Source organism: Pseudomonas sp. JQ170C (genome assembly GCF_035581345.1).
Taxonomy (GTDB): domain Bacteria; phylum Pseudomonadota; class Gammaproteobacteria; order Pseudomonadales; family Pseudomonadaceae; genus Aquipseudomonas.
In genome coordinates this window covers 2,600,299-2,623,674 of record NZ_CP141608.1, presented here as the reverse complement: position 1 = coordinate 2,623,674, position 23,376 = coordinate 2,600,299, and the positions used below count along the sequence as shown (strand labels likewise).

General features: G+C 61.6%; 18 protein-coding genes. 5 read left to right on the top strand and 13 right to left on the bottom strand.

Annotated elements, in window-relative coordinates; translation table 11 throughout:
• Positions 1-27: 27 nt before the first annotated feature.
• From U9R80_RS12185 to U9R80_RS12170, 4 genes are all read right to left on the bottom strand, one after another.
• Positions 28-2,448 carry a LuxR C-terminal-related transcriptional regulator gene (locus U9R80_RS12185; protein ID WP_301843041.1) on the bottom strand — a complete coding sequence of 807 codons (2,421 nt, stop codon included), beginning with the start codon at positions 2,446-2,448 and terminating at the stop codon, positions 28-30.
• Positions 2,449-2,598: 150 nt separating this feature from the next.
• Positions 2,599-3,966: a DUF1329 domain-containing protein gene (locus U9R80_RS12180; RefSeq protein WP_301843039.1), complete on the bottom strand. Its 1,368-nt coding sequence runs from the start codon at positions 3,964-3,966 to the stop codon at positions 2,599-2,601.
• A gap of 24 nt (positions 3,967-3,990) precedes the next feature.
• Positions 3,991-5,847 (bottom strand): DUF1302 domain-containing protein, encoded by a 1,857-nt coding sequence (locus U9R80_RS12175; RefSeq protein ID WP_301843036.1) that lies wholly within the window; start codon positions 5,845-5,847, stop codon positions 3,991-3,993.
• 218 nt (positions 5,848-6,065) lie between these two features.
• Entirely contained in the window at positions 6,066-6,884 is an 819-nt protein-coding gene (locus U9R80_RS12170) for a cation transporter (protein WP_301843058.1), read from the bottom strand.
• A 67-nt stretch (positions 6,885-6,951) separates the two neighbouring features.
• Here U9R80_RS12170 and U9R80_RS12165 point away from each other — a divergent pair, with 67 nt between their 5' ends.
• Positions 6,952-7,395: a MerR family transcriptional regulator gene (locus U9R80_RS12165; protein WP_301843035.1), complete on the top strand. Its 444-nt coding sequence runs from the start codon at positions 6,952-6,954 to the stop codon at positions 7,393-7,395.
• A 4-nt stretch (positions 7,396-7,399) separates the two neighbouring features.
• On the opposite strand, the gene U9R80_RS12160 is transcribed toward U9R80_RS12165, so the two are convergent.
• Entirely contained in the window at positions 7,400-8,848 is a 1,449-nt protein-coding gene (locus U9R80_RS12160) for a sensor histidine kinase (protein WP_301843034.1), read from the bottom strand.
• Between the two features lie 164 nt (positions 8,849-9,012).
• Here U9R80_RS12160 and U9R80_RS12155 point away from each other — a divergent pair, with 164 nt between their 5' ends.
• Positions 9,013-9,393: a YkvA family protein gene (locus U9R80_RS12155; RefSeq protein ID WP_301843033.1), complete on the top strand. Its 381-nt coding sequence runs from the start codon at positions 9,013-9,015 to the stop codon at positions 9,391-9,393.
• 95 nt (positions 9,394-9,488) lie between these two features.
• Complete coding sequence (locus tag U9R80_RS12150) at positions 9,489-9,647, top strand: winged helix-turn-helix domain-containing protein (protein ID WP_324805039.1); 159 nt, start codon at positions 9,489-9,491, stop codon at positions 9,645-9,647.
• 181 nt (positions 9,648-9,828) lie between these two features.
• Here the strand turns inward: U9R80_RS12150 and U9R80_RS12145 are convergent, their stop codons facing one another.
• Together U9R80_RS12145 and U9R80_RS12140 are read right to left on the bottom strand one after the other, a co-directional pair.
• Entirely contained in the window at positions 9,829-10,839 is a 1,011-nt protein-coding gene (locus U9R80_RS12145; protein ID WP_301843030.1) for a magnesium transporter CorA family protein, read from the bottom strand.
• 29 nt (positions 10,840-10,868) lie between these two features.
• A complete protein-coding gene (locus U9R80_RS12140) occupies positions 10,869-12,455 on the bottom strand; it encodes a RimK family protein (protein ID WP_301843027.1) in 1,587 nt (528 codons plus the stop codon).
• A 92-nt stretch (positions 12,456-12,547) separates the two neighbouring features.
• Between U9R80_RS12140 and rimI the strand changes: the two genes are divergently transcribed.
• Positions 12,548-13,693, top strand: coding sequence for a ribosomal protein S18-alanine N-acetyltransferase (rimI, locus tag U9R80_RS12135; RefSeq protein ID WP_301843026.1), 1,146 nt, complete (start codon positions 12,548-12,550; stop codon positions 13,691-13,693).
• A gap of 23 nt (positions 13,694-13,716) precedes the next feature.
• Here the strand turns inward: rimI and U9R80_RS12130 are convergent, their stop codons facing one another.
• Complete coding sequence (locus U9R80_RS12130; RefSeq protein WP_301843024.1) at positions 13,717-16,800, bottom strand: MexW/MexI family multidrug efflux RND transporter permease subunit; 3,084 nt, start codon at positions 16,798-16,800, stop codon at positions 13,717-13,719.
• Positions 16,797-17,894 carry an efflux RND transporter periplasmic adaptor subunit gene (locus U9R80_RS12125; protein ID WP_301843022.1) on the bottom strand — a complete coding sequence of 366 codons (1,098 nt, stop codon included), beginning with the start codon at positions 17,892-17,894 and terminating at the stop codon, positions 16,797-16,799. The genes U9R80_RS12130 and U9R80_RS12125 overlap by 4 nt, the downstream gene beginning before the upstream one ends.
• Positions 17,895-18,017: 123 nt before the next feature.
• Here U9R80_RS12125 and soxR point away from each other — a divergent pair, with 123 nt between their 5' ends.
• Positions 18,018-18,488: a redox-sensitive transcriptional activator SoxR gene (soxR, locus tag U9R80_RS12120; RefSeq protein ID WP_301843020.1), complete on the top strand. Its 471-nt coding sequence runs from the start codon at positions 18,018-18,020 to the stop codon at positions 18,486-18,488.
• A gap of 30 nt (positions 18,489-18,518) precedes the next feature.
• On the opposite strand, the gene lipA is transcribed toward soxR, so the two are convergent.
• Genes lipA through glyA form a run of 4 tightly spaced genes read right to left on the bottom strand, consistent with a single transcriptional unit; the run spans position 18,519 to position 23,306 of the window.
• A complete protein-coding gene (lipA, locus tag U9R80_RS12115) occupies positions 18,519-19,490 on the bottom strand; it encodes a lipoyl synthase (protein WP_301843019.1) in 972 nt (323 codons plus the stop codon).
• 24 nt (positions 19,491-19,514) lie between these two features.
• Positions 19,515-20,639, bottom strand: coding sequence for a glycine cleavage system aminomethyltransferase GcvT (gcvT, locus tag U9R80_RS12110; protein ID WP_301843018.1), 1,125 nt, complete (start codon positions 20,637-20,639; stop codon positions 19,515-19,517).
• Between the two features lie 9 nt (positions 20,640-20,648).
• Entirely contained in the window at positions 20,649-22,025 is a 1,377-nt protein-coding gene (locus U9R80_RS12105) for an L-serine ammonia-lyase (RefSeq protein ID WP_301843017.1), read from the bottom strand.
• Positions 22,026-22,052: 27 nt separating this feature from the next.
• Positions 22,053-23,306: a serine hydroxymethyltransferase gene (gene glyA, locus U9R80_RS12100; protein ID WP_301843015.1), complete on the bottom strand. Its 1,254-nt coding sequence runs from the start codon at positions 23,304-23,306 to the stop codon at positions 22,053-22,055.
• Between the last annotated feature and the right edge of the window lie 70 nt (positions 23,307-23,376).

Genomic DNA, 23,376 nt, shown 5'->3' with positions numbered 1-23,376 from the left:
GGGGGGGGGTAACAGCATGAGTTCGGTTCATGGCACCAGCAGGCCCATTTCCTGCGCGCGCATCACCGCCAGCGCGCGTCGCTTGACCCCGAGCTTGGCGTTGATGTTCTTGGTATGGGCCTTGACGGTATTGAGGGAGATGAACAGGTTGTCGCCGATCTCCTGGTTGGTCAGGCCGGTGGCCAGCAGGCTCAGTACCGACAGCTCGCGGCTCGACAGTTCAACGCGCGAGGCCTTGGTGGCTGCAGGATTGGCCGACGGTAAATCGCCTTGGCCTTCGATCGTTTCAAGCAGCACCCGCGCCTCTTTGCCCAGCGTGTTGAAGGTGAACCGGCCACAGTGCTCGAGCAGTGCCAACAGCGCCGTGCGCGCCTCCTCCACGCGGCCAAGCCCGCGGTACGCAAGCGCCAGTACCAGCTGAATACGCAGCGGCAACGACGGCGTGTGCAAAGGTGCGATACGGCCGGATTCCGGGTTGAGCCGTGCCTGCATGGCCAGGGCAAGGGGTATGACTGCGTGCCACTCGCCTTTGTGCGCCAGCAAGCGCAGGCGCTGGAAGTCCAGCAGCAACTGATAGCAGCTGGCCTGGGCCTTTTGGCAATGCATGTGCCGCTCGGCGTCGTGAATTGCCCGGCTTGCCTGGTCGAAGTCGCCTTGTCTGGCGGCCATTTCGCCCAGGCCGATATAGCCGAGCAATTTGAACGGGTCAGCACTTTCCCGCGCCAGGCCCATGCCGAGTTCAAACGCCTTGGCGGCCTCGCTTGCCGCGCCGCGCAACAGGTGCAGTTCGCCTTGCAGCAGGTGCAAGCGCCCCAGCAGCAGGCTTGGCCGTGTGTCGGCGCGGGTCAGCTCCAGGCTCTGGTTCAGGAGCGCTTCGGCCTGGGTCAGCTCATCGCAGAGAATCGCCTGGCGGATACGATCGGTGTTGATCAGCACTTCGTTGGCCAGGCAACCATGGCGCCGTGCAATCTCTACTGCGTCCTGGAGCAACTGGCGGCCGTCCTGACTGTTGCCAAGGGCTATTTCGACCCGGCCGAGGGTCGAACAACACAGAATCGCCGAGCGCCAGTCATGACTGCCCAGGTGCGCCAGCGCCTGCCGGCAATGCTCACGGGCCGCCTGCGCATGACCACGCAAGCCCTCAAGGCTGCCGCACAGTGCCTGCCAATTGGCAATCAGGCGCTGGTGCTGCACCGGGTCGGGATGCGGCAGGAACCGCTCAAGGCGAGCAATGCAGCTGTGCGCTTCGTCCAGACGCCAGCTCAACAGCAAGGCCCGGGCGCTCTGGAAGATCAAGCGCGGCGAGCCGAGCAGCAGTGACGGCGGCATCCTGTCGTACCAGCCCAGCCATTGGTGCAAATGCTGGCGGGCAAACAGCCAGTCAAAACCCAGCCGATCCATCAGGTTGGCCGCAAGGTCCGGCTGGCCTGCACACAAGGCCAGCTCGATGGCATCGTCAATGCACCCGGCGGCGCTCAGCCAATGGCACGCGCGCAGCCGCAGTTGCTGCAGCGCAGGCCCCTTGAGCTGGTCGCGCAAGGCATTGGCGACCGCGGGCAACAAGCTGTACCACTGCCCTGGCGCATCCAGCACTTGAAAATAGGCATTGGTGCGCAGCATCCGTTCAAAGGCATCGGTGCCGCTGTCGTCGTCCCACAGGTGCGCATACAGCGCTGCGTTGAACCTGGGCAGGTGGGCCAGGGCACAGAGTACCGACACTTGTCGCTCGGTCAGGCGCGACAGCACCTCGTGCTGCAGGTACTCGCGCAGCCACGCGCAGCCCTGCTGTTGCGAGGCCTCGCACAGCAGCCGCGTGGCGGCACACCAGCCCAGCGATTGCTGCCAGAGCAGGGTGTTGTCGCTGGCACAGCGATCGGGCGCCAGCAGGGCCATCAAGCGGTCGAACTCCTCCTGACTGAACGCCAGCTGGCGGCTGTTCAGTTCCAGCAGTTCATCGTCGAGCAGCAAGCGTGACAGGTTCAGGTGCGGTCGCTGGCGGCAGCTGACCAGCACTTGCAAGGTGCAGCCCGGCAGCCCCAGCAGCAGGTCGAGCCACTGGCCGATCGGGTCGGGGCCCTGGCTGGGAAAGTCGTCGAGCACCAGCCACAGAGGCTGCTGGCACTGGCTGAACCACACGAGCAATGCATCCGCATCGCGGTAGATCGCCGGTGCGACGCCGAACGCGGTGCCGATCTGCTGGCAGAACGCCCCGAGGGTCAGCCACTGGCCACTCATCGCCACCCAGGCACTGTGCCGTGGCGACAGCTGGCGCAGGGCCTCGCACAGCAACGTGCTCTTGCCAAAGCCGGCCGGCGCGCACAGCAGGCGCAGGCGCTGGGGCTTTTCCAGCAACAGGTCAACCAGATGCTGGCGGGGCAAGTGCCGTGCGGGCAAGTTGGGCAAAGACAGGGGCAGCGAATGCAGTGTCTTGAGCGTAAGACTGGTCATGACAACACCTGATAATTGTTATTGGCCAGGCGGCACAGTGGGCCTAGCAAATCATCAGGGGCCTGCCTTCACAATCGGTCGTAGGGACTAGTTCCTGTGACCGGCCGAAGACAAAAACGCCGCGATCGAGGCTCGATCGCGGCGCAGGGTTCAGCGGATACCGGCGTTGCGCAAGGCACCCGGGGTAAAGTCGGCCATGGTCGGGTTGGTGCCATATTCGGTGCCATGTGGCGCCTCGTTGGACAGACCCATGACCAGGTAGCGACCGGCGACCAGATCGTTGATCACCATGGCGGCGTAGTTGCCCAGGCGTTGCTCGTAGTCAACCATGGCAAAGCCCTCGGCAACCCGCCACAGTTGGCCACGGCCGTCGTAGTGATCGACCTCCACCAACTGCCAGGTGTCTTCATCGAAGTACATATGGCGCTTGGCGTAGATGTTGCGCTCGCCAGGCTTGAGGGTGGCAACCACTTCCCATACCCGGTGCAGCTCATAGCGCGTGTAGTCCGGGTTGATATGCCCCGCTTTGAGCATGTCCTTGTACTTGAGCTGCGGCGAAGCGAGGCGATAGTTGTTGTAAGGGATGTACAGCTCCTTCTTGCCCACCAGTTTCCAGTCGTAGCGGTCCGGCGCGCCGTTGAACATGTCGGCATTATCGGCCGTGCGCAGGCCGTCGGCAGCGGTGCCCGGGCCGTCATAGGCCACCTGGGGCGCACGGCGGACCCGGCGCTGCCCTGCGTTGTAGACCCAGGCCATGCGCGGTTCCGTGACCTGGTCGATGGTTTCGTGCACCAGCGTCACGCCGCCGGCCAGGCGCGAAGGCGCAGTGACTTCCTGCTTGTAGTAGAACAGCACGTTATCGGCCTTTTTCCCTTCGGCGTCCTTCATGTACTGCGGGTAGCCGACTTCATCGCTCAACTCCACCGCGGTGAACGATCCGTTGGTCTGCGGCGTCGCTTGAGCGGTCAGGCGGCGGAAGTTCTTGCCGCGGTAGCGCGTCAGGTGGTTCCACAACACCTCGATGCCGCTGGTCGGCAGCGGGAAGGCATAGAAGCGCGAGGCGACAAGGTTGCCGACGTAATTCCCCCCGGCCAGGGCCTCTGCATTCAGGGCGCTTTTCTTCGCCGCATCGTAGATTTCCTGCGGGTTTGCCGCGGTGCGATGGCTGGTGAACACCGGAATCCGGTAGCTGTCGGGGTAACGCTTGAACATCGCCATCTGCCCGTCGGTCAGCTTGTCTTTGTACTGCTGGGCGTTCTGCGAATTGATGACGAACAGCGGTTTTTCATTGGCGAACGGGTCGCCCAGAAAGCCCTTCTCGACTTTCGCCGCACCGGGCTTGAGCCCGCCGGTCCAGGCCGGAATGCTGCCGTCGCTGTTGCCTTCCTTCTGCGCGCCCAGTGGCGTCAGCGTGGTGCCAAGCTTGTCGGCCTCCTGCTGCGACACCGCAGCCATGGCGCCGGTGGCCAGCAAGGTAAGGGTCAGCGCCGCACCCTGAAAAAAAGTGATGGGTTTCATCTTCAGCTCTCCACGGAATCAGGTTTAGAAGTTCACGCCAACGCTGAGCGACATGAAGTCACGGTCCACCAGCGTGTTGAAGTCGCCGCCAAAGTAGTTGGTGTAACTGAGGCTTGCGGTGTAGGTGTTCTGGTAGTCGGCATCCAGCCCCAGGCTGACCGCCTTGGCGCCTTCCTCGAAGCTGACGCCGGTGCCATTGACGTCATGGGACCAGGCCAGGCTCGGCGAAAAGTTGATGCCGGCAATCACGTTGGGATAGTCCAGCTTGCCGCGCACGCGGTAGCCCCAGGAGTCGCTGGTGTAATAACCCTTGTTGTTGCATTCCTGCTGCGGATTGCTGGCCGTGGGTGTGCCGGCAGCCGTCCCGGTGCAGACCGCGCCGTTGTCGACCAGCGCGCCCGCACCGTAGGTCGGGCTTCGACCGAAGCGCACATCACCGGTGTCGGTGCTCAAGCCCGAGACACGGTTGTAGCCCACCTCGCCCACCAGCGTCAGGCGGCTTGCCGCCAGTACCTGGTCGAAAAATTTGGTGGCCGTCACCTGGACCTGGGTCACCGGCATGCGCTTGTAGCCTGGAATCGCAGCGCCCGGGGCATTGGTGGCAAATCCGTCGACGAACACCGGCGATACCGCACCGGGTACGCCATTGATCAGGCCAATCTGGTTGACGGCGGCCAGGTTCAGGTCCGCCGTGTTGATCTGCAGGGGCATGTTCGGGCGGTAGCTGACTTCCCCGCCGAGCGCTACGCCAGACACGTTGGTCTGGAAGCTCAAGCCATACAGACGAATGTCCTCGGGGTAGTCGACAAAGTAGCTGGCGGTGCGCACCCGGTCCGGCGTATTGGCAGTGGTCGGTGCGCCCGCCACGGTGGTGCGGGTGAAGCTCAGGTACGGGCTGCGGCTGTGGTAATTCATCGCGTAGGCCGCCACTTCCGTGTCGTTCAACTCCGGCAGGAACCAGCGCATGGCCAGGCCGAACTGGCCACTGTCGCCTGGTTCGTGATCCTTGGCCCGCGGGATGTAGGCGTTATCCAGGCCCTGGGCAATCGCCTGAATGTTCAGGCTGTTGCTTGCCACACCGGGGGCAAAATCGGGGCCGGTGATCACCAGGCGGTCATTGCAGCCCTTGGACACCGGGTCGCCACCGAAGAAGGTGCCACAGTTGTCGGTGACCGTCTTGTCCCACTCCAGTTGGTAGAACATTTCAGCGGTAAGGTTCTCCGTCAGGCCTTGTGACAGGTAGAACATATTGACCGGAATCAGCCCTTCCTTGACCTCGGCACCCGGACGGCGCAGCGCGGCAACGTCGATCGGGTTGATGGCGTTGATCGAGTTCTGGATGAACGTGCTTTCACCCCAGCTGACCACTTGCTTGCCCAGGCGCACGTTGCCGGGCAAATCGCCGATCTGGTAGTTGTGGTAGACGAACGCATCGAGAAACTCCGCACCCGAGGCCTTGGCCGAACGGTCACGGCCGTGGTCGTCGATGTCGTAGAAGTCCTGATCGCCGTCCTTGAGCTCAAAGTCGTACCAGTACTTGCCGCGGACAAACACACCGGAGTCTTCATACTTGAGCGACAGGTCATGGATGCCTTTGAAGATTTTCGAGAAGGCATCGTGCTTCTTGAAATTCAGGCGGCCGTCATCGGCGGTACGAGAGGCGGCACGGCCCTCCTCGCCCATGACGTTGAAGTTGGAAATGAAGTCTGGATCGGCGTCCTGGGTCGCCCAACTGGCGCCGATGGACAGTGACGAATCGAAGGTGCCTTCGATTTCCCCGAGCGTGAAGTTCACGGCTTGAGCCTGCGTTCCCCACGCCAGCGCGATGGCGGTCGCCAACACGGTGGGGTGCAGGTTTGCGCGCTTTATTATTGTTTGCATGCGGCTTTCCAGGAGTTGGATCAGATGGAAAGCCCATGCTATGCAGGTAAAACGCGAAGCAATATTGCCTGAAGGGGTAGTTTTGCGACCTACCCTTGCGGGTAGTGCGGGTGAGCCCGGAGCGCAGGTTCAGGCACGCTCTCCCGGTTGATGCCAGACGCGTGCAGCCAGCGATCGTCCGATTCGTTGCATCATGCCTATGCAAATGTTGTAGCCGGTCAGGTCGACTGCCTGGGCCCACAGCACGACTTGACCTCAGCCGGTTCTGCCGGGGATTGTCCGGGCTCACAGAGGCTTACCAACACAGGCTTTGACCCCGCGCAGGTTGAGGCCGCACTGGAAGCGGGAGCGCAGCAGGCAGCAGCAGGTTCGGTAGATTCCGCTGCGCAACATTGCGCAGGCCCGGCTACCACCTCCGGCTGCGGATTGACCTTCCATTCATGCCAGGCTTCGCGAAGAACCTGTCCAGCGGAATGCAGGAACAGTGCGGCAATGGCCAGGCCCACCGCAATATCAGGCCACAGGCTACCCGTCAGGGCCACCAGGCCGGCCGCGACAATCACACTGCTATTGGCAATCAGGTCGTTACGTGAACACAGCCAGGTCGAGCGCATGTTCAAGTCATCACTGCGGTGACTGAACAGCAGATAGAAGCAGATACCATTGGCAATCAATGCGATAAGCCCGACCACCCCCATCCAGTCCGCTGCCGGTACTTCTTGCAGGATCAGCTTGCGTGCAGCATCGGCGACCACCACGAGCCCGAAGAGCAGCATAAAGCCACCTTTGAACAAGGCAGCGCCGGCGCGTGCTCGGACGCTTCGGTGCAACACAAACAGTGTCACCGCATAAACCGAGGCATCACCAAACATATCCAGCGAATCGCCCAGCAGCGCAGTAGAGCCCGCAATCAGACCGGCGGCAAACTCCACCACGAACATCACTGCATTGATGGCCAGAACGATGTAGAGGATGCGACTTTGTCGGGCGCGCAACTGCGCCAGTTCACCGGCTTTGTTTTCGCAGCAGCTGTCCATTTTCCCATCCTCACGCATGATCGATTGCGATAGCATGAAGGTTCTAGCAACTATAAGGTCAAGCACCATGACTGAATCAACCTACACCGTAGGTCAGTTGGCCAAGGCCACAGACACCAAGGCAGTGACGATCCGTTATTACGAACAGCAAGGGTTGCTGCCTTTAGCTGCCAGGACGCCCGCTGGGTACCGCCTCTATACGGAGACGGAGCGTGATCGGCTGCTGTTCATTCGCCGCAGCCGTGGGCTGGGTTTCAGCCTTGACGATGTGCGCGAATTGCTCGGCCTGGCTGATCGAAAGGAACATTCCTGCGCAGCGGTCGATGCCAAAGTCGAACTACAACTTGCTCAAGTAAGGGACCGCATCCGTGATCTACAAGGCCTGGAAAGCGAGCTGACACGATTGATCGCGTGCTGCCAGGGTGGTGTGATTGAAGAATGTCGGATCATCGAGTCCTTATCGAATCGAAATGCTGTGCGTGCAGCGTCGACGGACAAGGTGTCTCAGTAAAGGGTCAGCTAGCAACTTTGAAACAGAGACAAACACGGGTCCCCGCCTGTTCTTCGCTACTGAGACTAACTTCCCCGCCAAAGCGCTCCATGATCTGTTTGACCATGATCAAGCCGATACCCAGTCCGCCCAGTTTGGTGGTGTAGAAGGATTTGAAGGCCATCATCTCCTGCTGGCGAGTCATGCCTTTACCAGTGTCGTTGATCGAGAGGTAGAGCTTTTGCCCATCCGCGGACAGGGTGGTGCTGATATCCAGCCGGCCGCCCTCCGCCATCGCCTCTATGGCATTGGCGATCACACTGTTAAGCACCTGGGCCAGTAGCAGTTGATGACTTATCACCAGCGGGATTGGCCCGGAAACGAACGCTACCTTGACTTTCGAGTAAGCCAGTTGCTGTTCGAAAGAGCTCAGTACCGAATGAACCGCACCGACCAGATCGACCTGCTCTGACTCGCCTCGCAATGGACGCAAACACAACAGCAGATCCCTCACCCAAATCGACATGCGGTCAACCTGGCTGACAATATCCGCAATGTTTTTCCTCGCCGGCTGCCCCTCCATGCTTTGCGCCAACTCGGCACTGGTACGGATGCTTGCCAGTGGGTTACGCATGCTGTGCGCCACCGCAGTCGACATTTCGACCAGCCCGCCATAGGTCTTGTTAGCGACCAGTTGGTCCTGCTGGGACGCCAACAACTTCGATGCACGCCACACGATCCAGAACAGCCCGAAGTAAATGCCCAGGCCACCCAGCGCGGTGGCCATCCAGATCAAACGAAAGCCTCGATTTACCCGCTCGATTAAATCCACGGGCTCTTTATAGATTTCCACCATCGCCAGGACATTCCCTTGATCATCAATCAAGGGAATGTAGTTCTCAACGAAGAACTCCTGCGGCGCACGGACAAACTGCTGTTCGATCCGCCCATCCTGAACATCGTTGTATCTCGCCGAAACACTCCCCGTGGATATAAAGGCCGCGTCCAACGCCGCATCTGCAACAACCGTGCGTCCTATCAGGGCCGGATTGGTTGACCACACAACCACACGCTCAGGCGAATAGATTGTCGCTAATAGAATGTCTGGAAGATGGGCGAGGTGATCGAGAAATTCGGATCGCGCTCTTCCCCGGTTACGCACTGTCTCTTCATTCAACATGCTATACACCGAGGGCGCCAAAACCGCGCCCATCTGCATGCCGGAGAGGTCGTGATGGCGGATTTCCCCAATAGCCACGGACTGAATGAACTGAGCCGACAACAGCGCATCGCGCTCAAGGCTCTCATTCATCAGGAAGCGGGTCGACAGCGACCCCAGGCCAATGGCAACGACACCGATAATCAGGAAGCTGATAATCGAGAACCCGTGCAGCAAATCGAACGGCTCGGTAGAGCCGATTGATGCGATACCTCGAAAGGGTCGGTACCTGGACCAGAACGGCTCTGCACTCATAGAAAAACCCGCCAGATGTGAACGTCAGTGATTGCATCGTCCCTGAGAGGTGGCGGCCAGGACAGTCACACCCACTTTACCTAGACTCTAGACGTAGATTGCGCTCCCATCGACCGGGCTACCTGGCTGACCCGAGCCTTCCCAGCACCCCGGATTTTTCTGCCATGAATAGCATCCTCAAACGACTGCAGCGGTGGGCGAAAACGCTTAAAAAACAAACCATGGTGCTTTGGTTCTGTTGCCACCACCCGGAGACGCCAAAGTTACCTAAATTTATTGCCATGCTGGTGGTCGCTTATGCGTTGAGCCCGATCGACTTGATTCCCGACTTTATCCCGATACTTGGTTATCTGGATGATCTCATCATTCTGCCAATGGGTATTTGGCTCGCGATCTATCTGATGCCGTCACAGGTGCTGGCAGCGTGCGAAATCAAGGCCATTGAATGGGAAAAATCACAGACCGGGCGACCTGTTAATAAAATTGCTGCCCTGGTCATCATCGTGTTTTGGGCACTGCTATTGCTCGGCATATGGATGGCGTAATAAATACATCAATACTTAAAAAAACACCCACTCCTTACGGCGTTCAGCGATACAGACCGGGGAGTTGCTTGCCCGTGTCCGCGGTGCTGCCCCATATGCAACTGTTCAGAGCGGTCTGGGGCCTTTCACACACGACAGACACGCCCTGCCTGCGGGTGTTAATGGGCGGGCTGCGCAAGAAAGTCGAAGCCGATCCCTCGCAGCCACGCCATCTGGTGACTGAAACCGGCGCTGGCTATCGGTTCATCCCGTGATGTAGACGAGATGGCCAACGCCCCTGCGCGGTATGAACGGCGGCGTTCAATTAGGCTTGTCCTTGTTCCTGATGAAATCCAGGTAAAAGCCCACAGCGCCCACCAGCAGGATCGCGGTGACCACCAATAAACCCATCACGGTATTGTTCATCTACATCTCCTTGGCAGAACCCTGCACCCATCACGAGAACACGCGGGTGAAAAATCGTTTTGCAGCGCCCGGACGCGAGGCTGTACTCACCGCGCCCACGGGATGCCCTCCACGAAAATCCCGGGCCAGGCGTTTCAGGAACAACACCATCACCCCGCCCAACAACAGCATCGCCATGACCAGTGCCGGATAGGCCAGCCACCACGGCACCCCACTGGTCATCATGCTGAATTCGGACATGCCGCCGATGCTGGCGATCAGGTTCAGGGGCAGGAACACCACGTTGATCAACGTCAGCTTGCGCAGCATTTCGTTCATGGTGTTGTTGGCCAGGTTGCCGCGCGCGTCCATCAGGCCGGCAAACACGGTGGAGTAGATCTCCGCCTGCTTGTAGCACTGGGTGTTCTCGATGATCAGGTCGTCGATCAACTCGATGAGCTGCGCATCAAAGTGGTTTTTTTGCGCATGGTTACGCAACCGCGAAAGCACCGTGCCATTGCTGTGGATGGCGTTGATGTAATAGATCAGGCTTTCACTGAGATTGAACATCTGTATCAGGTGGTGGTTGTGCATCGAGCTGTTGAAGCGCTGCTGCAGCTCGCGGGCAACCATCTTGATCACCTTCAGGTGACCCAGGTAGTGATGGATGTTGCTGAACAGCATATCCAGCAACACATCCAGCGGTGCCTGCAAGTCATGGCGGGTACCCAGACCTCGTACTTGCGAGTCGTCTGGCGCGATGAGCACCAGGCGCTCTGCCTGCAACAATAGACCGAAAGAGGACACCTCAAAGGAGAAACTGTCTCCGCCCGAGTAATTCTCCGGACGCTTCCAGATCAGGAACAGGCTGTCCGGGTGGAACTCGATACGTGATACCTCATCGGGATCCAGCGCTGACGCCAGCGCATGCTCATCAATGCGGAACCGGCGTTTGAGCAGCTCGCGCTCGGCAGTGTCCGGATCGACGAACAGCAACACCTGGCTGTCGAGGCTTTCACTCGCGTACAGCGCCCCTTGGGCGAGCTGGAAACTTTTTATCATCGGGGCTCTCCCGGATGTGTGCCGGTTGTCTACCAGATCTGGCCACGGCGCTTGTGCTCCAGCCGGCGCACGAACTCTTCCAGTACCAGGGTGTAGAGGTCGTCCTGCAAGTAAGCGTCCTCGATGCCGGCGTCCAGGTTGGGGTTGTCGTTCACTTCGATGACGACCACTTTGTCACCTGCCTGCTTGAGGTCCACACCGTACAACCCGTCGCCAATCAGGCTGGCTGTCTTTGCCGCCAGCTCTACCACTGCCCGAGGGACTTCGTGGATGGGTAACGTGCGGCATTCGCCAATGACATCGGCACCCTGGGCCTTGTGGTTGAAGATCTGCCAATGACCTTTCGACATGAAGTACTGGCAGGCGAAGATCGGTTTTCGATTCAGGATGCCGATGCGCCAGTCGTACTCGGTGTAGAGGTACTCCTGCGCCAGGAGCAGCACCGAGTGCTCGAACAATTCGGCCGTCGCCCGCAGCAATTGCTCCTGGTTCTCCACTTTGATCACGCCCCGGGAGAAACAACCGTCAGGGATTTTCACTACCAGCGGGAAGCCCAGACGTTCACCCACTTGCTGCAGTTCCTGGGGGTTGTCCTTGTAGAGAATCTCGCTGGCCGGCATCGCCAGTTTGTTGCTGCGCAGCAGGTCGGTGAGATAAACCTTGTTGGTGCAGCGCAGAATCGACGTTGGGTCGTCCATCACCACCAGCCCTTCGCTCTCGGCCTTTTTAGCGAAGCGGTAGGTGTGATTGTCGACGCTGGTGGTTTCGCGGATCAGCAGTGCGTCATACTCGGCCAGGCGCGAGTAGTCTTTGCGTTCGATCATCTCGACATCGATACCCATGCCGCGGCCGACCCGCACGAAACTCTCCAGTGCCTTGGCATTCGAGGGGGGTAACGCTTCCTCGGGGTCATGCAGGATGGCCAGATCGTAGCGCGCCATGCGCCTGGATCGGGGCACACGCCAGATTTTGCGACTGAATCCGTCCAGGGCATTGGCGAACTGATCCTCCTGATCTTCGCGTAACTTGTGCATGGACCCGGCTTTTACCCCGGCGATCTGCCAGCCATCGGCCTTGCGAAACTCAACCAGAAGTATCGGGCAGGGAAAAGCCTCAAACAGTTGGCGGGCGATGGACTGCAAGGGTTCCAGATGAGTCCAGCCAAAATAAAGACTCAAAGTAAAGCCTTCAGCACTGGCATAAACATTATTGTTTAGGCTCTTCTCGAGGGTCTTTTCCATATCATCCAGGGCCAGACCATAGAGTGACTTCCTGGCCAACTCACTTATGGTCTTGACCGACGGAATTACTTTATGACCCCTTGCCTCGGCCAAGAGCGAGCAGTAATAACCGTGACCGAGATACTTGTAGCTGCGACACAGATTGATGACCTGTACACGCTTGCCAGACTCGTTATCCCGCGGTCGTTCCAGGTACTCCTGGGCCGTCACCAGATCTTCACTTGGAAAGTATTTACTCCAATCTTCCTTGCGCTCAACGATGATAACAAGTTGACTGGAGCCTTTGTTTTCAATTGTGCCGGCCGGTTGATTGACTATTGCCGATTCAATATTTCTGCCCAATACTTCGCGCAAACCAAACTGTGCCATTGTCATCTCAAGTGCCTAACGAGGACCAAGTGGTTATCTATTAAGCATGGAAACTTGCAAAAGTCCCGCTTCATTACGAAAGTTTTACGGTGACCTGTATGGAATTTATATTTCGCAACGCCAGTGCCGAAGACCTGCCCTCGTTACTGTCGTTGGAGAACCAGTGTTTCGAGCATGACCGGCTATCGCCACGAAGTTTTCAATGGATGATCAGCCGGGCTCACGCCAGCCTGATCGTCGCTCAGGCCGCCGGGCAGTTGATGGGTTACGCCTTGCTATTGTTTCACCGCGGAACATCCCTTGCGCGCCTTTACTCCATCGCCATTTCTCCCGCCGCTCGCGGTCAAGGGCTGGGCAAGCGACTGCTGGCAGAAGCGGAACACACCGCGCGCAGCGTTGACTGCGCCTACATGCGCCTTGAGGTCCGTCCCGACAACCAGACAGCCATCAGGCTCTATGAAGGCGTGGGCTATCGACGCTTCGCAGTCATCAACGACTACTATCAGGATCACGCCGACGCCCTGCGCTATGAGAAACGCATCATCGAGCAGCCGTCCGGCAATGCGCGGCGGGTACCCTACTACCAACAGACCACAGACTTTACCTGTGGCCCGGCCTGCCTGTTGATGGCCATGGCGGCGCTGCAACCCGGGCGGGCGCTGGCCAGGCGTGAAGAGGTTCAGCTGTGGCGCGAAGCAACCACGGTATTCATGACCTCCGGGCATGGCGGCTGCAGCCCGCAGGGGCTTGCATTGGCGGCCTGGCGCAGAGGGTTTCGGGTGACCTTGCAGGTGAGTGTCGACGGCCCGCTGTTTCTCAATGGCGTGCGCAGTGAGAACAAAAAAGCCGTGATCCGCCTGGTACACGAGGAACTCTGCACTGAGCTGCAAAACAGCGACGTGGTACAGGTGCACAGCAAGAAAATCGACATAGCGGCTCTACTCGCCGCGGGCGGACAACCGCTGGTGCTGATCAGCTGCTTTCGCATGACCCGAAGCAAAGCACCCCATTGGGTAATGGTGACCGGATGCGATGAAGACTTTGTTTACCTGCATGATCCGGATATCGACCATAGCCGGCATCGTCACGCCCTGGATTGCCAACACATTCCGGTAAGCCACCAGGAGTTTCAGCGCATGAGTCTTTTCGGCGGTAACAAGCTGCGCGCTGCTGTAGTGCTTTATCGTCCACCTTGCGAGGAGACAAGCAGCGCGCAGGTTCAGGCTCTTCACTCCTCTGCTTGATGGCAAATGTCGCCCTGCCACGGTCAAGCGACACCCAGGTCGTGCTCCGCTTGTGCCAGTTGCTGGTGGCGCGCGCTGTACACACGATGATCGCGCGCCAGCCAGCAGTAGAGCGTGGGCAGCACAAACAACGTGAACAAGGTGCCGACCAACATCCCGCAGACAATGACAACACCCAGGCCAAAGCGGCTGTTGGCTCCGGCGCCACTGGCAAACAGCAACGGTGCGACACCGAAGGTCATCGCCGCCGTGGTCATCAGCACCGGCCGCAGTCGAATCTGCGCCGCACGCATGATCGCCGCGGCCCGATCGAGTTGCTCGCGCACCTGGATTTCGTTGGCGAACTCCACCATCAATATGCCGTGCTTGCTGATCAAGCCAATCAAGGTGACCAGCCCGATCTGCGTATAGATGTTGAGCGTGGCCCAGCCCAGCACCACCGGCAGCAGCGCACCGCAGATGGACAACGGCACGGTGACCAGAATGATCAGCGGATCGACCAGGCTCTCGTACTGCGCGGCAAGTACCAGGTAGATCACCACCATCGCGGCGAGAAACGCCAATGCCAGCGCATTGCCCTCCTGTACATACTGACGCGACTCCGATAGCCAGTCGTGGCTGAACCCCGGCGGCAACTGCTCGGCAAGCGCCTGCAGATACGCCACCGCCTGCCCCTGGGAGACACCGGGCGCGGGAATGGCCTGCAGGGTGCTGGCGTTCTGTTGGTCGAACTGCAACAGCCGGTTGGGCGCCACCGCCATGTTCAGGCTGACCACGGTAGACAACGGGATCAACTCGCCGCTGTCGGTGCGCACGTACTGCCGGGCCAGTGCCTGGGGCGTCAGGCGCTGGTCGCGGGTACTTTGCGGGATCACGTCATAGGAGCGCCCATACAAGGCAAAGCGGTTGATGTACTGCTCCCCCACCAGTACCGCCAGGGCATCGCCGATGTCCTGCATGCCAATGCCCAGGCTGGCGGCCTTGGCGCGGTCGACACTGACGTTGACCACCGGGTTGTTATAGTCCAGATCGCTGTCCACCACGGCAAACAGGCCGCTGCTGCGGGCCTGCTGCTTGAGGGTTTCCATGGTCTGGTAGAGCACCGGGTAGTCCTGTGCGCTGCGCAGCACCATCTGCACCGGCAAGCCGCCACTGGACCCTGGTAACGACGCGACCTGGAAGGCAAAGATGCTACTGCCCTCGACATCGCCCACGGCTTGCTGCAACTGGGCCTGGACCTGATCGGCCGACCGCTCCCGTGCCTGCCACAGGCTGAGGTTGATGCCGCCAAAACTGGCTGCCGGCCCGTCGGTGCCATTGATAATCCAGGTATCGGTGGTTTCCGGAAGGCTTTTCATGACCTGATCGAGCTTGCCTGCAAAACGCTCGACGTAGTCGAGGTTGGCGTACTGGGGCGACTTGATCGCCGTGAGTACCGCTGCCTGATCCTCGGGCGGCGCCAGCTCCCGCTGCGGCGTCAGGTACAGCCACGGCAGGCTCAGGCACACCAGTAGCACCACCGCACCACTGATCCAGCGCCGAGACAACGAATAGGCCAGCCCCCTCCCGTAAACAGCCGCCAGGGCGGCGAACATCCTTGTGGCCAACTGGCCCATGCGCCCCTCCTGCTGCCCGGCCTGCAACAGCAGCGAACTCATCACCGGCGACAAGGTCAGCGCGACGACGCCGGAAACGATCACCGCACCCGCCAGGGTCAGGGCAAACTCGCGAAACAGCGTGCCCGTCAGTCCGCCGATCAGGCCGATGGGGGCATACACCGCGGCCAGCGTCAGGGTCATGGCGATCACCGGCCCGGCGATCTCGCGGGCCCCGACCAGCGCTGCAGCCACGGGCGACAGGCCCGCTTCGATATGACGGTGGACGTTCTCCACCACCACGATGGCATCGTCCACCACCAGACCGATGGCCAGCACCATCGCCAACAGCGTCAGCAAATTGATGCTGAAGCCGAAGAGCAGCATCAGGCCGGTTGCGCCCAGTATCGACAGCGGAATCGCCAGCACCGGAATCGCCACGCTGCGCAGCGACCCCAGGCACAGCCAGATCACCAGCACGACGATCAGCACGGCCTCCAGCAACGTCGTCATCACCTCCTCGATCGAGGCTTCGATAAAGCGCGCGGTCTCATAGGCCAAGGCGACCTGCACCCCGGGCGGCAGGGTTTTCTGGATCTGCGGCAGCAGCGTGCGGATGCCGTCGACAATCACCAGTGGGTTGCCGGAAGGCGTGGGGTACAGCCCCAGGTGCACGGCCGGCTCACCGTTCATCGACGCACTGGTGCGGGTGGCCGAGGCACCTAGCTCGACGGTCCCGACATCGCGCAGGCGCACGAGGGCCGTTCCATCGTTGCGAATGATCATCTCGCGGAAGGTCTCGACGCTGGTCAGGTCGGTATCAATGCTGATGTCGGCCAGCACGAACTGGCCGCGCACCTGGCCGGGCGTCGCCTGATAGTTGTTGCGGCGAACCGCTTGCGCGACATCAGCGGCGGTCACCCCCCGCCCGGCCATGCGGTCGCTGTCCAGCCACAAGCGCATCGCCAGGTTCTGGCCGCCGAAGCTTTGCACCTTGGCAACACCCTCGATGCCGGCGAACTGCGGCTCCACCACCCGTGACAGGTAGTCGCTCAGCTCGGGAATAGACAGCGTCTGGCTGGAAAAACCGACATAGGCAACGGCGGTGGAGTCGCCTGCCGACAGCTCGACCACAGGGTCGTAGGCATCGTCGGGCAAGCGATAGCGCACCTGGTTGACCTTGGCCATGGTCTCGGCCAATGCCTGGGTCGAATCACGGTTCAGGGTCATGCGCAGGGTCACCAGGCTGCGCCCTTGTACGGACGATGACGAGAGGTAGTCGATGCCTTCGACCGAAGAAACCGCCTGGGTGATCGGCTGGGTCACAAAGCCCTGCATCAGTTCGGCAGAGGCGCCGGGGTACTCGGTACTGATCGTGATGGTGGAGCTTTCCAGCAACGGGTACTGACGCACCGGCAGTTTGCCCAGGGCGAACAGGCCCATGAGCACGATCAGGCTGCTGACCACCAGGGCGAGCACAGGACGACGCACAAAGATGTCAGTGACCTTCATGACTCACGACTCCCCACGGCCGCCTGCAAGCTGTCCTCAGCGGCCGCTTCGACCGGCATTCCATCACTCAGTTTGAGCTGGCCGGAGACCACGACCCGATCGCCCGCTTTCAACCCCGAGGTGACTTCCACCTGGCCGTTCCAGCGCTCGCCCGTGGTGACCTGGATGCGGCTGACCGTCAGGCTGCGGTCCGCGCCCTCGCTGGCCAGGAACACCGTTTGCCCGTAGGCGGTGTAGGTCACCGCGGTTTCCGGCACCGCCACGACCATCGTCGGCACCGCTGCGCCAAGGCGCACGCTGGCGTACATGCCGGCCTGCAACTGGCCATCCGGATTGGCAAGCGATGCTTGAACCTGCACCGAACGCGACTTGCCGATCATCGGGTCGATGGCATTGACCTGGGCGGACAGCTCGCGATGGGGCAGCGCATCGACACTCAGTTCAACCCCCTGCCCGACACGAAGATCAGCCGCAGCCTTTTCATGCAGGGTGAAATTCACATGCAGATGCCGGGCGTCCACCAGGCTGACGACAGCCTCGCCTGCCTGCACATACTGGCCTTGATGCACGCGGCGAATGCCGACTTTCCCTGCAAAGGGTGCGCGGATGGCCTTTTGCGCAATCAACGCGTCAATCTTCTGCAGCTCACCCTTGGCCATCTCAAAGGTCGCCGTGGCGTTGTCGAGCGCCTCCTGGGAAACGGCATTTTTCGCCCGCAACGTATGCGAACGCTGGAACAGCGTCCGGGCATTGACCAGCACTGCGTGCAAGCGCAAGCGTTCGGCTTGCTCCGGCGCGTCATTGAGCTGCACCAGCAGCTGCCCTGCCTTGACCGCTTGCCCGGACGTGAAGGCGATGTGGGTAATGCGCCCCGGTGTTTCTGCCGCCACCTGCACCTGGTGGGCCGCCTCCAGCTCGCCGGCGGCGAACGCCTCGCGTGGCGCCGCCGTCTGCGTGACCGTGGCCAGCGCCACTTTGGTCAAGGGCCACGCCGTCATTGCCCGGGCTGAAGACTCCTGTGCGGGCTGTGCAATGAGGATGACCAGTGCACCTAACACCGCGACACCCACGCCCAACAACATCCGTTTGCCCATGCTTGGCTCCATTCAACCTTGGTGTGCTCACCGCGCGGAGCATTGCGCACCGGCGGTGGAAAACTGTTGCAGGAAAGATCGGGCGGGACTATAAAACCTCAACTTTACTTGAGGTCAACAGGCGTGGCAGTTGAAAAGAACCTTGATGGCCTGCGCTCGCTCTCGGTCGGCGAGGTGGCCCGGCGCAGCGGCGTAGCGGTGTCTACCCTGCACTTCTACGAATCGAAAGGATTGATCGCCAGCACGCGCAGTGCCGGCAATCAACGGCGTTATCCTGCCCTGGTGCTGCGCAGCATTGCCATCATCAAAGTGGCGCAGCGCACCGGCATCCCGCTCGAGGAAATCAAGAGCGCGCTGGGCCGCTACCCCCCGAACAGCAAACTGAGCGCCGCCCAATGGCGCGAAATGTCGTCGGCCTGGCGCGAAAACCTCAACGCCAGAATCAGGACCCTGGAGGCCTTGCGCGACAGCCTCGACAACTGCATCGGTTGCGGTTGCCTGTCTCTGGAGGATTGCCCGTTGCGCAACCCCGGCGACGCCTTGGGCAAGGACGGGCCGGGGCCAAGGATTCTGGAGGGTACCGGGATTGTCTGAGGCCGCTTGAGCACCTGGGCGGCAGCCGCGCTACCCCGCGTGATCCGCTTGCTGGTCGGCATGATAGGACGAGCGCACCAGCGGCCCGGACGCCACGTTCCGAAACCCCATTGCCAAGGCTTGCTCAGCCAGCCAGGCAAAGGTGTCGGGATGCACGAAGCGCTGCACTGGCAGGTGGCTGCGTGACGGTTGCAGGTACTGCCCCAGGGTCAGCATGTCGACCTGGTGCTCGCGCAGGCGCTCCATCACCTCGATCACTTCCTCGTCGCGCTCGCCCAGGCCGAGCATCAGCCCGGACTTGGTCGGCACCCCCGGTACACGCCGCTTGAACTGCTCCAGCAGGTCCAGCGACCACTCGAAGTCCGACCCTGGCCGTGCCGCCCGGTACAGACGCGGCACGGTCTCCAGGTTGTGGTTGAACACATCCGGCGGTTCCTGCTCGGTGATCGCCAGGGCCACGTCCATGCGCCCCCGGTAGTCGGGCACCAGCGTTTCCAGGCGAATGCCCGGCGAGCGTGCGCGGATTTCGCGCAGGCATTCGACAAAGTGCCGGGCGCCCCCGTCGCGCAGGTCGTCGCGGTCCACCGAGGTGATGACCACGTACTTCAGGCCCAGCTCGGCAATGGCGATGGCCAGGTTGCGTGGCTCGTTGACGTCCAGCGGCTTGGGCCGGCCGTGACCGACGTCGCAGAACGGGCATCGGCGGGTACAGATATCGCCCATGATCATGAAGGTCGCCGTGCCGCCAGAGAAGCACTCGCCCAGGTTCGGGCACGAGGCTTCCTCGCAGACGCTGTGCAGTTTGTGCTTGCGCAGCAGTGCCTTGACCCGCGCCACCTCCGGTGAGGTGGCGATCTCCACGCGAATCCAGGCCGGCTTGCGCGGCACCTCTTCGGTGGGCAGGATCTTCACCGGGATACGGGCCACTTTCTCGGCACCGCGCAGTTTTATCCCGGCCTCAAGGGGCTGTGGCCGTGGGGTGACAGTCAGGGATTCATTCATGTTCATGCTCCGCCAGTCAGGCCTTCAGCCACGGTAGTAACGTTGCGCCACGAACGGCGTGCGGGCCACGACCATCGGTATCAGTTTGCCGCGCACCTGGGCAAAGACCTCGGTCTCCAGCGCCGCGAACTCGCTCTGCACATAGCCCATCGCCAGCGGGCCAGCGAGGCTCGGGCCGAAACCGCCACTGGTCACACGGCCGATCACCTGGGCGTTTGCATCGACGATCAGCGTACCTTCACGTACCGGCACCCGCTCTTGGGGCAGCAGGCCGACGCGCTTGCTCGACACGCCATCGCGCTGCTGCGCAAAAATGCGCTCGGCACCGGGGAAGCCACCGGCGCGTGCGCCATCGACGCGCCGGGCCTTGGAAATGGCCCAGGTCAGGCTGGCCTCCACCGGCGTGGTGCCCTGCTCCATGTCATGGCCGTACAGGCACAATCCCGCCTCCAGCCGCAGCGAATCACGGGCACCCAGGCCGATTGCCTCGACCTCGTCCTCGGCCAGCAGCGAACGGGCCAGCATTTGTGCTGCCTCCACCGGCACGGAAATTTCATAACCATCCTCGCCGGTGTAGCCGGAGCGGCTGACGTAGCAGTCGACGCCGAGCAACCTCACAGGGGCAAACTGCATGAACGTCATCTGGCCCACCTCAGGCGCCAGGCGTGCCAGTACCTTGGCCGCCGCCGGCCCTTGCAGGGCGAGCAAGGCGCGGCAGTCGAACAGCGACTCGACCTCGCACTGCCCTTCCAGGTGCTGCTTCAAGTGGGTCAGGTCCTGATCCTTGCAGCCGGCGTTGACCACCAGAAACAGCTCGTCATTGCCCAGGTTGGCGACCATCAGGTCATCGAGGATGCCGCCCTCGTCATTGGTGAATACCGCATAACGCTGCATGCCCACCGGCAGGTCGATGATATCGACCGGCACCAGGGCTTCCAGGGCCCTGGCAGCACCAGCACCGCGCAGGCGGATCTGGCCCATGTGCGAAACATCGAACAAGCCGGCCTGTTCACGGGTGTGCAGGTGTTCCTTGAGCACCCCCAGCGGGTACTGGACCGGCATGGCAAAGCCGGCGAACGGCACCATGCGCGCGCCCAGCTCCAGGTGCAGGCCATGCAACGGGGTATGTTGTAGTTGTTCTGTGGACATGGGTGACTCCTAGCATTCGATGATGTTGACTGCCAGCCCGCCGCGGGCAGTCTCTTTGTATTTGCTTTTCATGTCGGCGCCGGTCTGGCGCATGGTGCGGATCACCTTGTCGAGCGAGACGAAGTGCTGGCCGTCCCCGCGCAGGGCCATGCGCGCGGCATTGATGGCCTTGACCGAGCCCATGGCATTGCGCTCGATGCAAGGCACCTGGACCAGCCCGCCAATCGGGTCGCAAGTCAGCCCGAGGTTGTGCTCCATGCCGATTTCGGCGGCGTTCTCCACTTGCTGCACGGTTCCGCCAAGCACTTCGCACAAGGCGCCGGCTGCCATCGAACAGGCCACGCCGACCTCCCCCTGACAACCGACTTCGGCACCGGAGATCGAGGCGTTCTCCTTGTACAGAATGCCGATCGCGGCGGCGGTGAGCAGAAAGCGCACCACCCCGTCCTCGTTGGCCCCCGGCACGAAGCGCGTGTAGTAATGGAGCACTGCCGGGATGATTCCGGCCGCGCCGTTGGTGGGCGCGGTGACCACCCGCCCGCCGCTGGCGTTTTCCTCGTTGACCGCCAGGGCATAGAGGTTGACCCAGTCGAGCACCGAGAGACTGTCGCGCAGGCCCGCCTCAGGGCTGGCGCTCAACTGCCGGTACAGCGCCGCCGCCCGGCGCCTGACCTTGAGCCCGCCCGGCATGATGCCCTCGGTGCGGCAACCGGCCTTGACGCAGTCCTGCATCACCTGCCAGATGTGCAGCAACCCCTGGCGCGTCTGCTCCGGGTCGCGCCAGGCGGTCTCGTTCTCGGCCATCAGCTGGCTGATCGAGAGCCCGTGCTGGGCGCACTGTGCCAACAGCTCGCGGCCGCTCAGAAACGGGAAGCGCAACGGCGTGCGGTCCTCGACGATGCGATCCACGCCTGCCGCCGCCTCGTCCACCACGAAGCCGCCCCCCACCGAGTAGTATTCGCGGCTGCACAGCTGCAACCCGGCCGCATCGAAGGCGCGCAAGATCATGCCGTTGGGGTGATAGGGCAAGGGCTTGCGGATCATCGCCAGGTGCTCTTTCTCAACGAACCGAATGCGCTGCTCGCCCAGCAGCGACAGCATTCCGCTCTCGCGGATCACCCCCAGGCGATCGGCCACCCTGTCGGTCTCGACCGTGTCCGGGTGCTCGCCCTCGAGCCCCAGCAGCACCGCCTTGTCACTGCCGTGACCTTTGCCGGTGGCGCCGAGCGAGCCATACAGCTCGGCGCGCACGCCGTGCACCTGGGCCAGCAACCCCTGGTCCCTGAGCCCTTCGACAAAGCGCGCCGCCGCGCGCATCGGGCCGACCGTGTGGGAACTGGACGGGCCGATGCCCACCTTGAACAGATCAAAAACACTCAGCGACATACACGCCTCCGCCATCACACCCTGGGTTCAGGCCGAATAAACCGGGAACAGCTTGCACAGCTCGGCCACTTGCCGGGCTACCTGGGCCTCGACGTCGGCATCGCCGAGGTGGTCGAGGATGTCGCAGATCCAGGTCGCCAGGGCGCGGCACTCCGGCACCTGGAAGCCGCGGGTGGTCACCGCCGGGGTACCGATGCGCAGGCCCGAGGTCACGAACGGCGATTGCGGGTCGTTGGGCACGGCGTTCTTGTTCACGGTGATATGCGCGCGGCCCAACGCGGCATCGGCATCCTTGCCGGTGATGCCCTGGCGGATCAGGCTGACCAGGAACAAGTGGTTGTCGGTGCCGCCGGAAACCACGTCATAACCGCGCTGACGGAAGATTTCCGCCATGGCCTGGGCGTTGTGGATGACCTGGACCTGGTAATCCTTGAAACCGGGCTCCAGTGCTTCCTTGAAGCACACGGCCTTGGCGGCGATCACATGCATCAACGGCCCGCCCTGGCCGCCGGGGAACACCGCCGAGTTGAGCTTCTTCTCAAGCTCAGGATCGGCCTTGGCCAGAATCAGCCCGCCCCGTGGCCCGCGCAGGGTCTTGTGGGTGGTGGTGGTGACGACATCGGCGTACGGCAGCGGATTGGGGTACACGCCCGCCGCGACCAGGCCGGCGACGTGGGCCATGTCGACGAACAGATAGGCACCGACCTTGTCGGCGATCTGACGGAAACGCGGAAAATCCAGGGTCTTGGAATAGGCCGAGAAGCCCGCCACGATCATCTTCGGCTGGTGCTCGACGGCCAGGCGCTCAACCTCGTCGTAGTCGATCAGGCCGTTGGCGTCGATGCCGTACTGCACCGCGTTGTAGAGCTTGCCGGAGGCGCTGACCTTGGCACCGTGGGTCAGGTGCCCGCCATGGGCCAGGCTCATGCCCAGCAGGGTGTCGCCGGCCTGCAGCAGGGCCAGATAGACCGCAGCGTTGGCCTGGGACCCCGAGTGTGGCTGGACATTGGCATAGCCTGCGCCGAACAGCGCCTTGGCACGGTCGATGGCCAGTTGCTCGACCACATCGACGTGCTCGCAACCGCCGTAGTAGCGCTTGCCCGGGTAGCCTTCAGCGTACTTGTTGGTCAGCTCGGTGCCCTGGGCCTGCATCACTTGCGGGCTGGTGTAGTTTTCCGAGGCGATCAGCTCGATATGGTCTTCCTGGCGGCGCGCCTCGCTGCGGATGGCGGCGGACAGTGCAGGGTCGAAATCGGAGAGGGACAGGCTTTTATGAAACATGGTGGTTTTCCTTGTTATTAGTGTTCAAGCATCGGTAGGAGCGGGCTTGCCCCGCGAGTGCGTGCAGCCA

Bases quoted from the DNA above. Each gene is read 5' to 3' on its own strand.
- U9R80_RS12185 (WP_301843041.1), bottom strand. From the start codon at position 2,448: ATGACCAGTCTTACGCTCAAGACACTGCATTCGCTGCCCCTGTCTTTG.
- U9R80_RS12180 (WP_301843039.1), bottom strand. From the start codon at position 3,966: ATGAAACCCATCACTTTTTTTCAGGGTGCGGCGCTGACCCTTACCTTG.
- U9R80_RS12175 (WP_301843036.1), bottom strand. From the start codon at position 5,847: ATGCAAACAATAATAAAGCGCGCAAACCTGCACCCCACCGTGTTGGCG.
- U9R80_RS12170 (WP_301843058.1), bottom strand. From the start codon at position 6,884: ATGGACAGCTGCTGCGAAAACAAAGCCGGTGAACTGGCGCAGTTGCGC.
- U9R80_RS12165 (WP_301843035.1), top strand. From the start codon at position 6,952: ATGACTGAATCAACCTACACCGTAGGTCAGTTGGCCAAGGCCACAGAC.
- U9R80_RS12160 (WP_301843034.1), bottom strand. From the start codon at position 8,848: ATGAGTGCAGAGCCGTTCTGGTCCAGGTACCGACCCTTTCGAGGTATC.
- U9R80_RS12155 (WP_301843033.1), top strand. From the start codon at position 9,013: ATGAATAGCATCCTCAAACGACTGCAGCGGTGGGCGAAAACGCTTAAA.
- U9R80_RS12150 (WP_324805039.1), top strand. From the start codon at position 9,489: ATGCAACTGTTCAGAGCGGTCTGGGGCCTTTCACACACGACAGACACG.
- U9R80_RS12145 (WP_301843030.1), bottom strand. From the start codon at position 10,839: ATGATAAAAAGTTTCCAGCTCGCCCAAGGGGCGCTGTACGCGAGTGAA.
- U9R80_RS12140 (WP_301843027.1), bottom strand. From the start codon at position 12,455: ATGACAATGGCACAGTTTGGTTTGCGCGAAGTATTGGGCAGAAATATT.
- rimI (WP_301843026.1), top strand. From the start codon at position 12,548: ATGGAATTTATATTTCGCAACGCCAGTGCCGAAGACCTGCCCTCGTTA.
- U9R80_RS12130 (WP_301843024.1), bottom strand. From the start codon at position 16,800: ATGAAGGTCACTGACATCTTTGTGCGTCGTCCTGTGCTCGCCCTGGTG.
- U9R80_RS12125 (WP_301843022.1), bottom strand. From the start codon at position 17,894: ATGGGCAAACGGATGTTGTTGGGCGTGGGTGTCGCGGTGTTAGGTGCA.
- lipA (WP_301843019.1), bottom strand. From the start codon at position 19,490: ATGAATGAATCCCTGACTGTCACCCCACGGCCACAGCCCCTTGAGGCC.
- gcvT (WP_301843018.1), bottom strand. From the start codon at position 20,639: ATGTCCACAGAACAACTACAACATACCCCGTTGCATGGCCTGCACCTG.
- U9R80_RS12105 (WP_301843017.1), bottom strand. From the start codon at position 22,025: ATGTCGCTGAGTGTTTTTGATCTGTTCAAGGTGGGCATCGGCCCGTCC.
- glyA (WP_301843015.1), bottom strand. From the start codon at position 23,306: ATGTTTCATAAAAGCCTGTCCCTCTCCGATTTCGACCCTGCACTGTCC.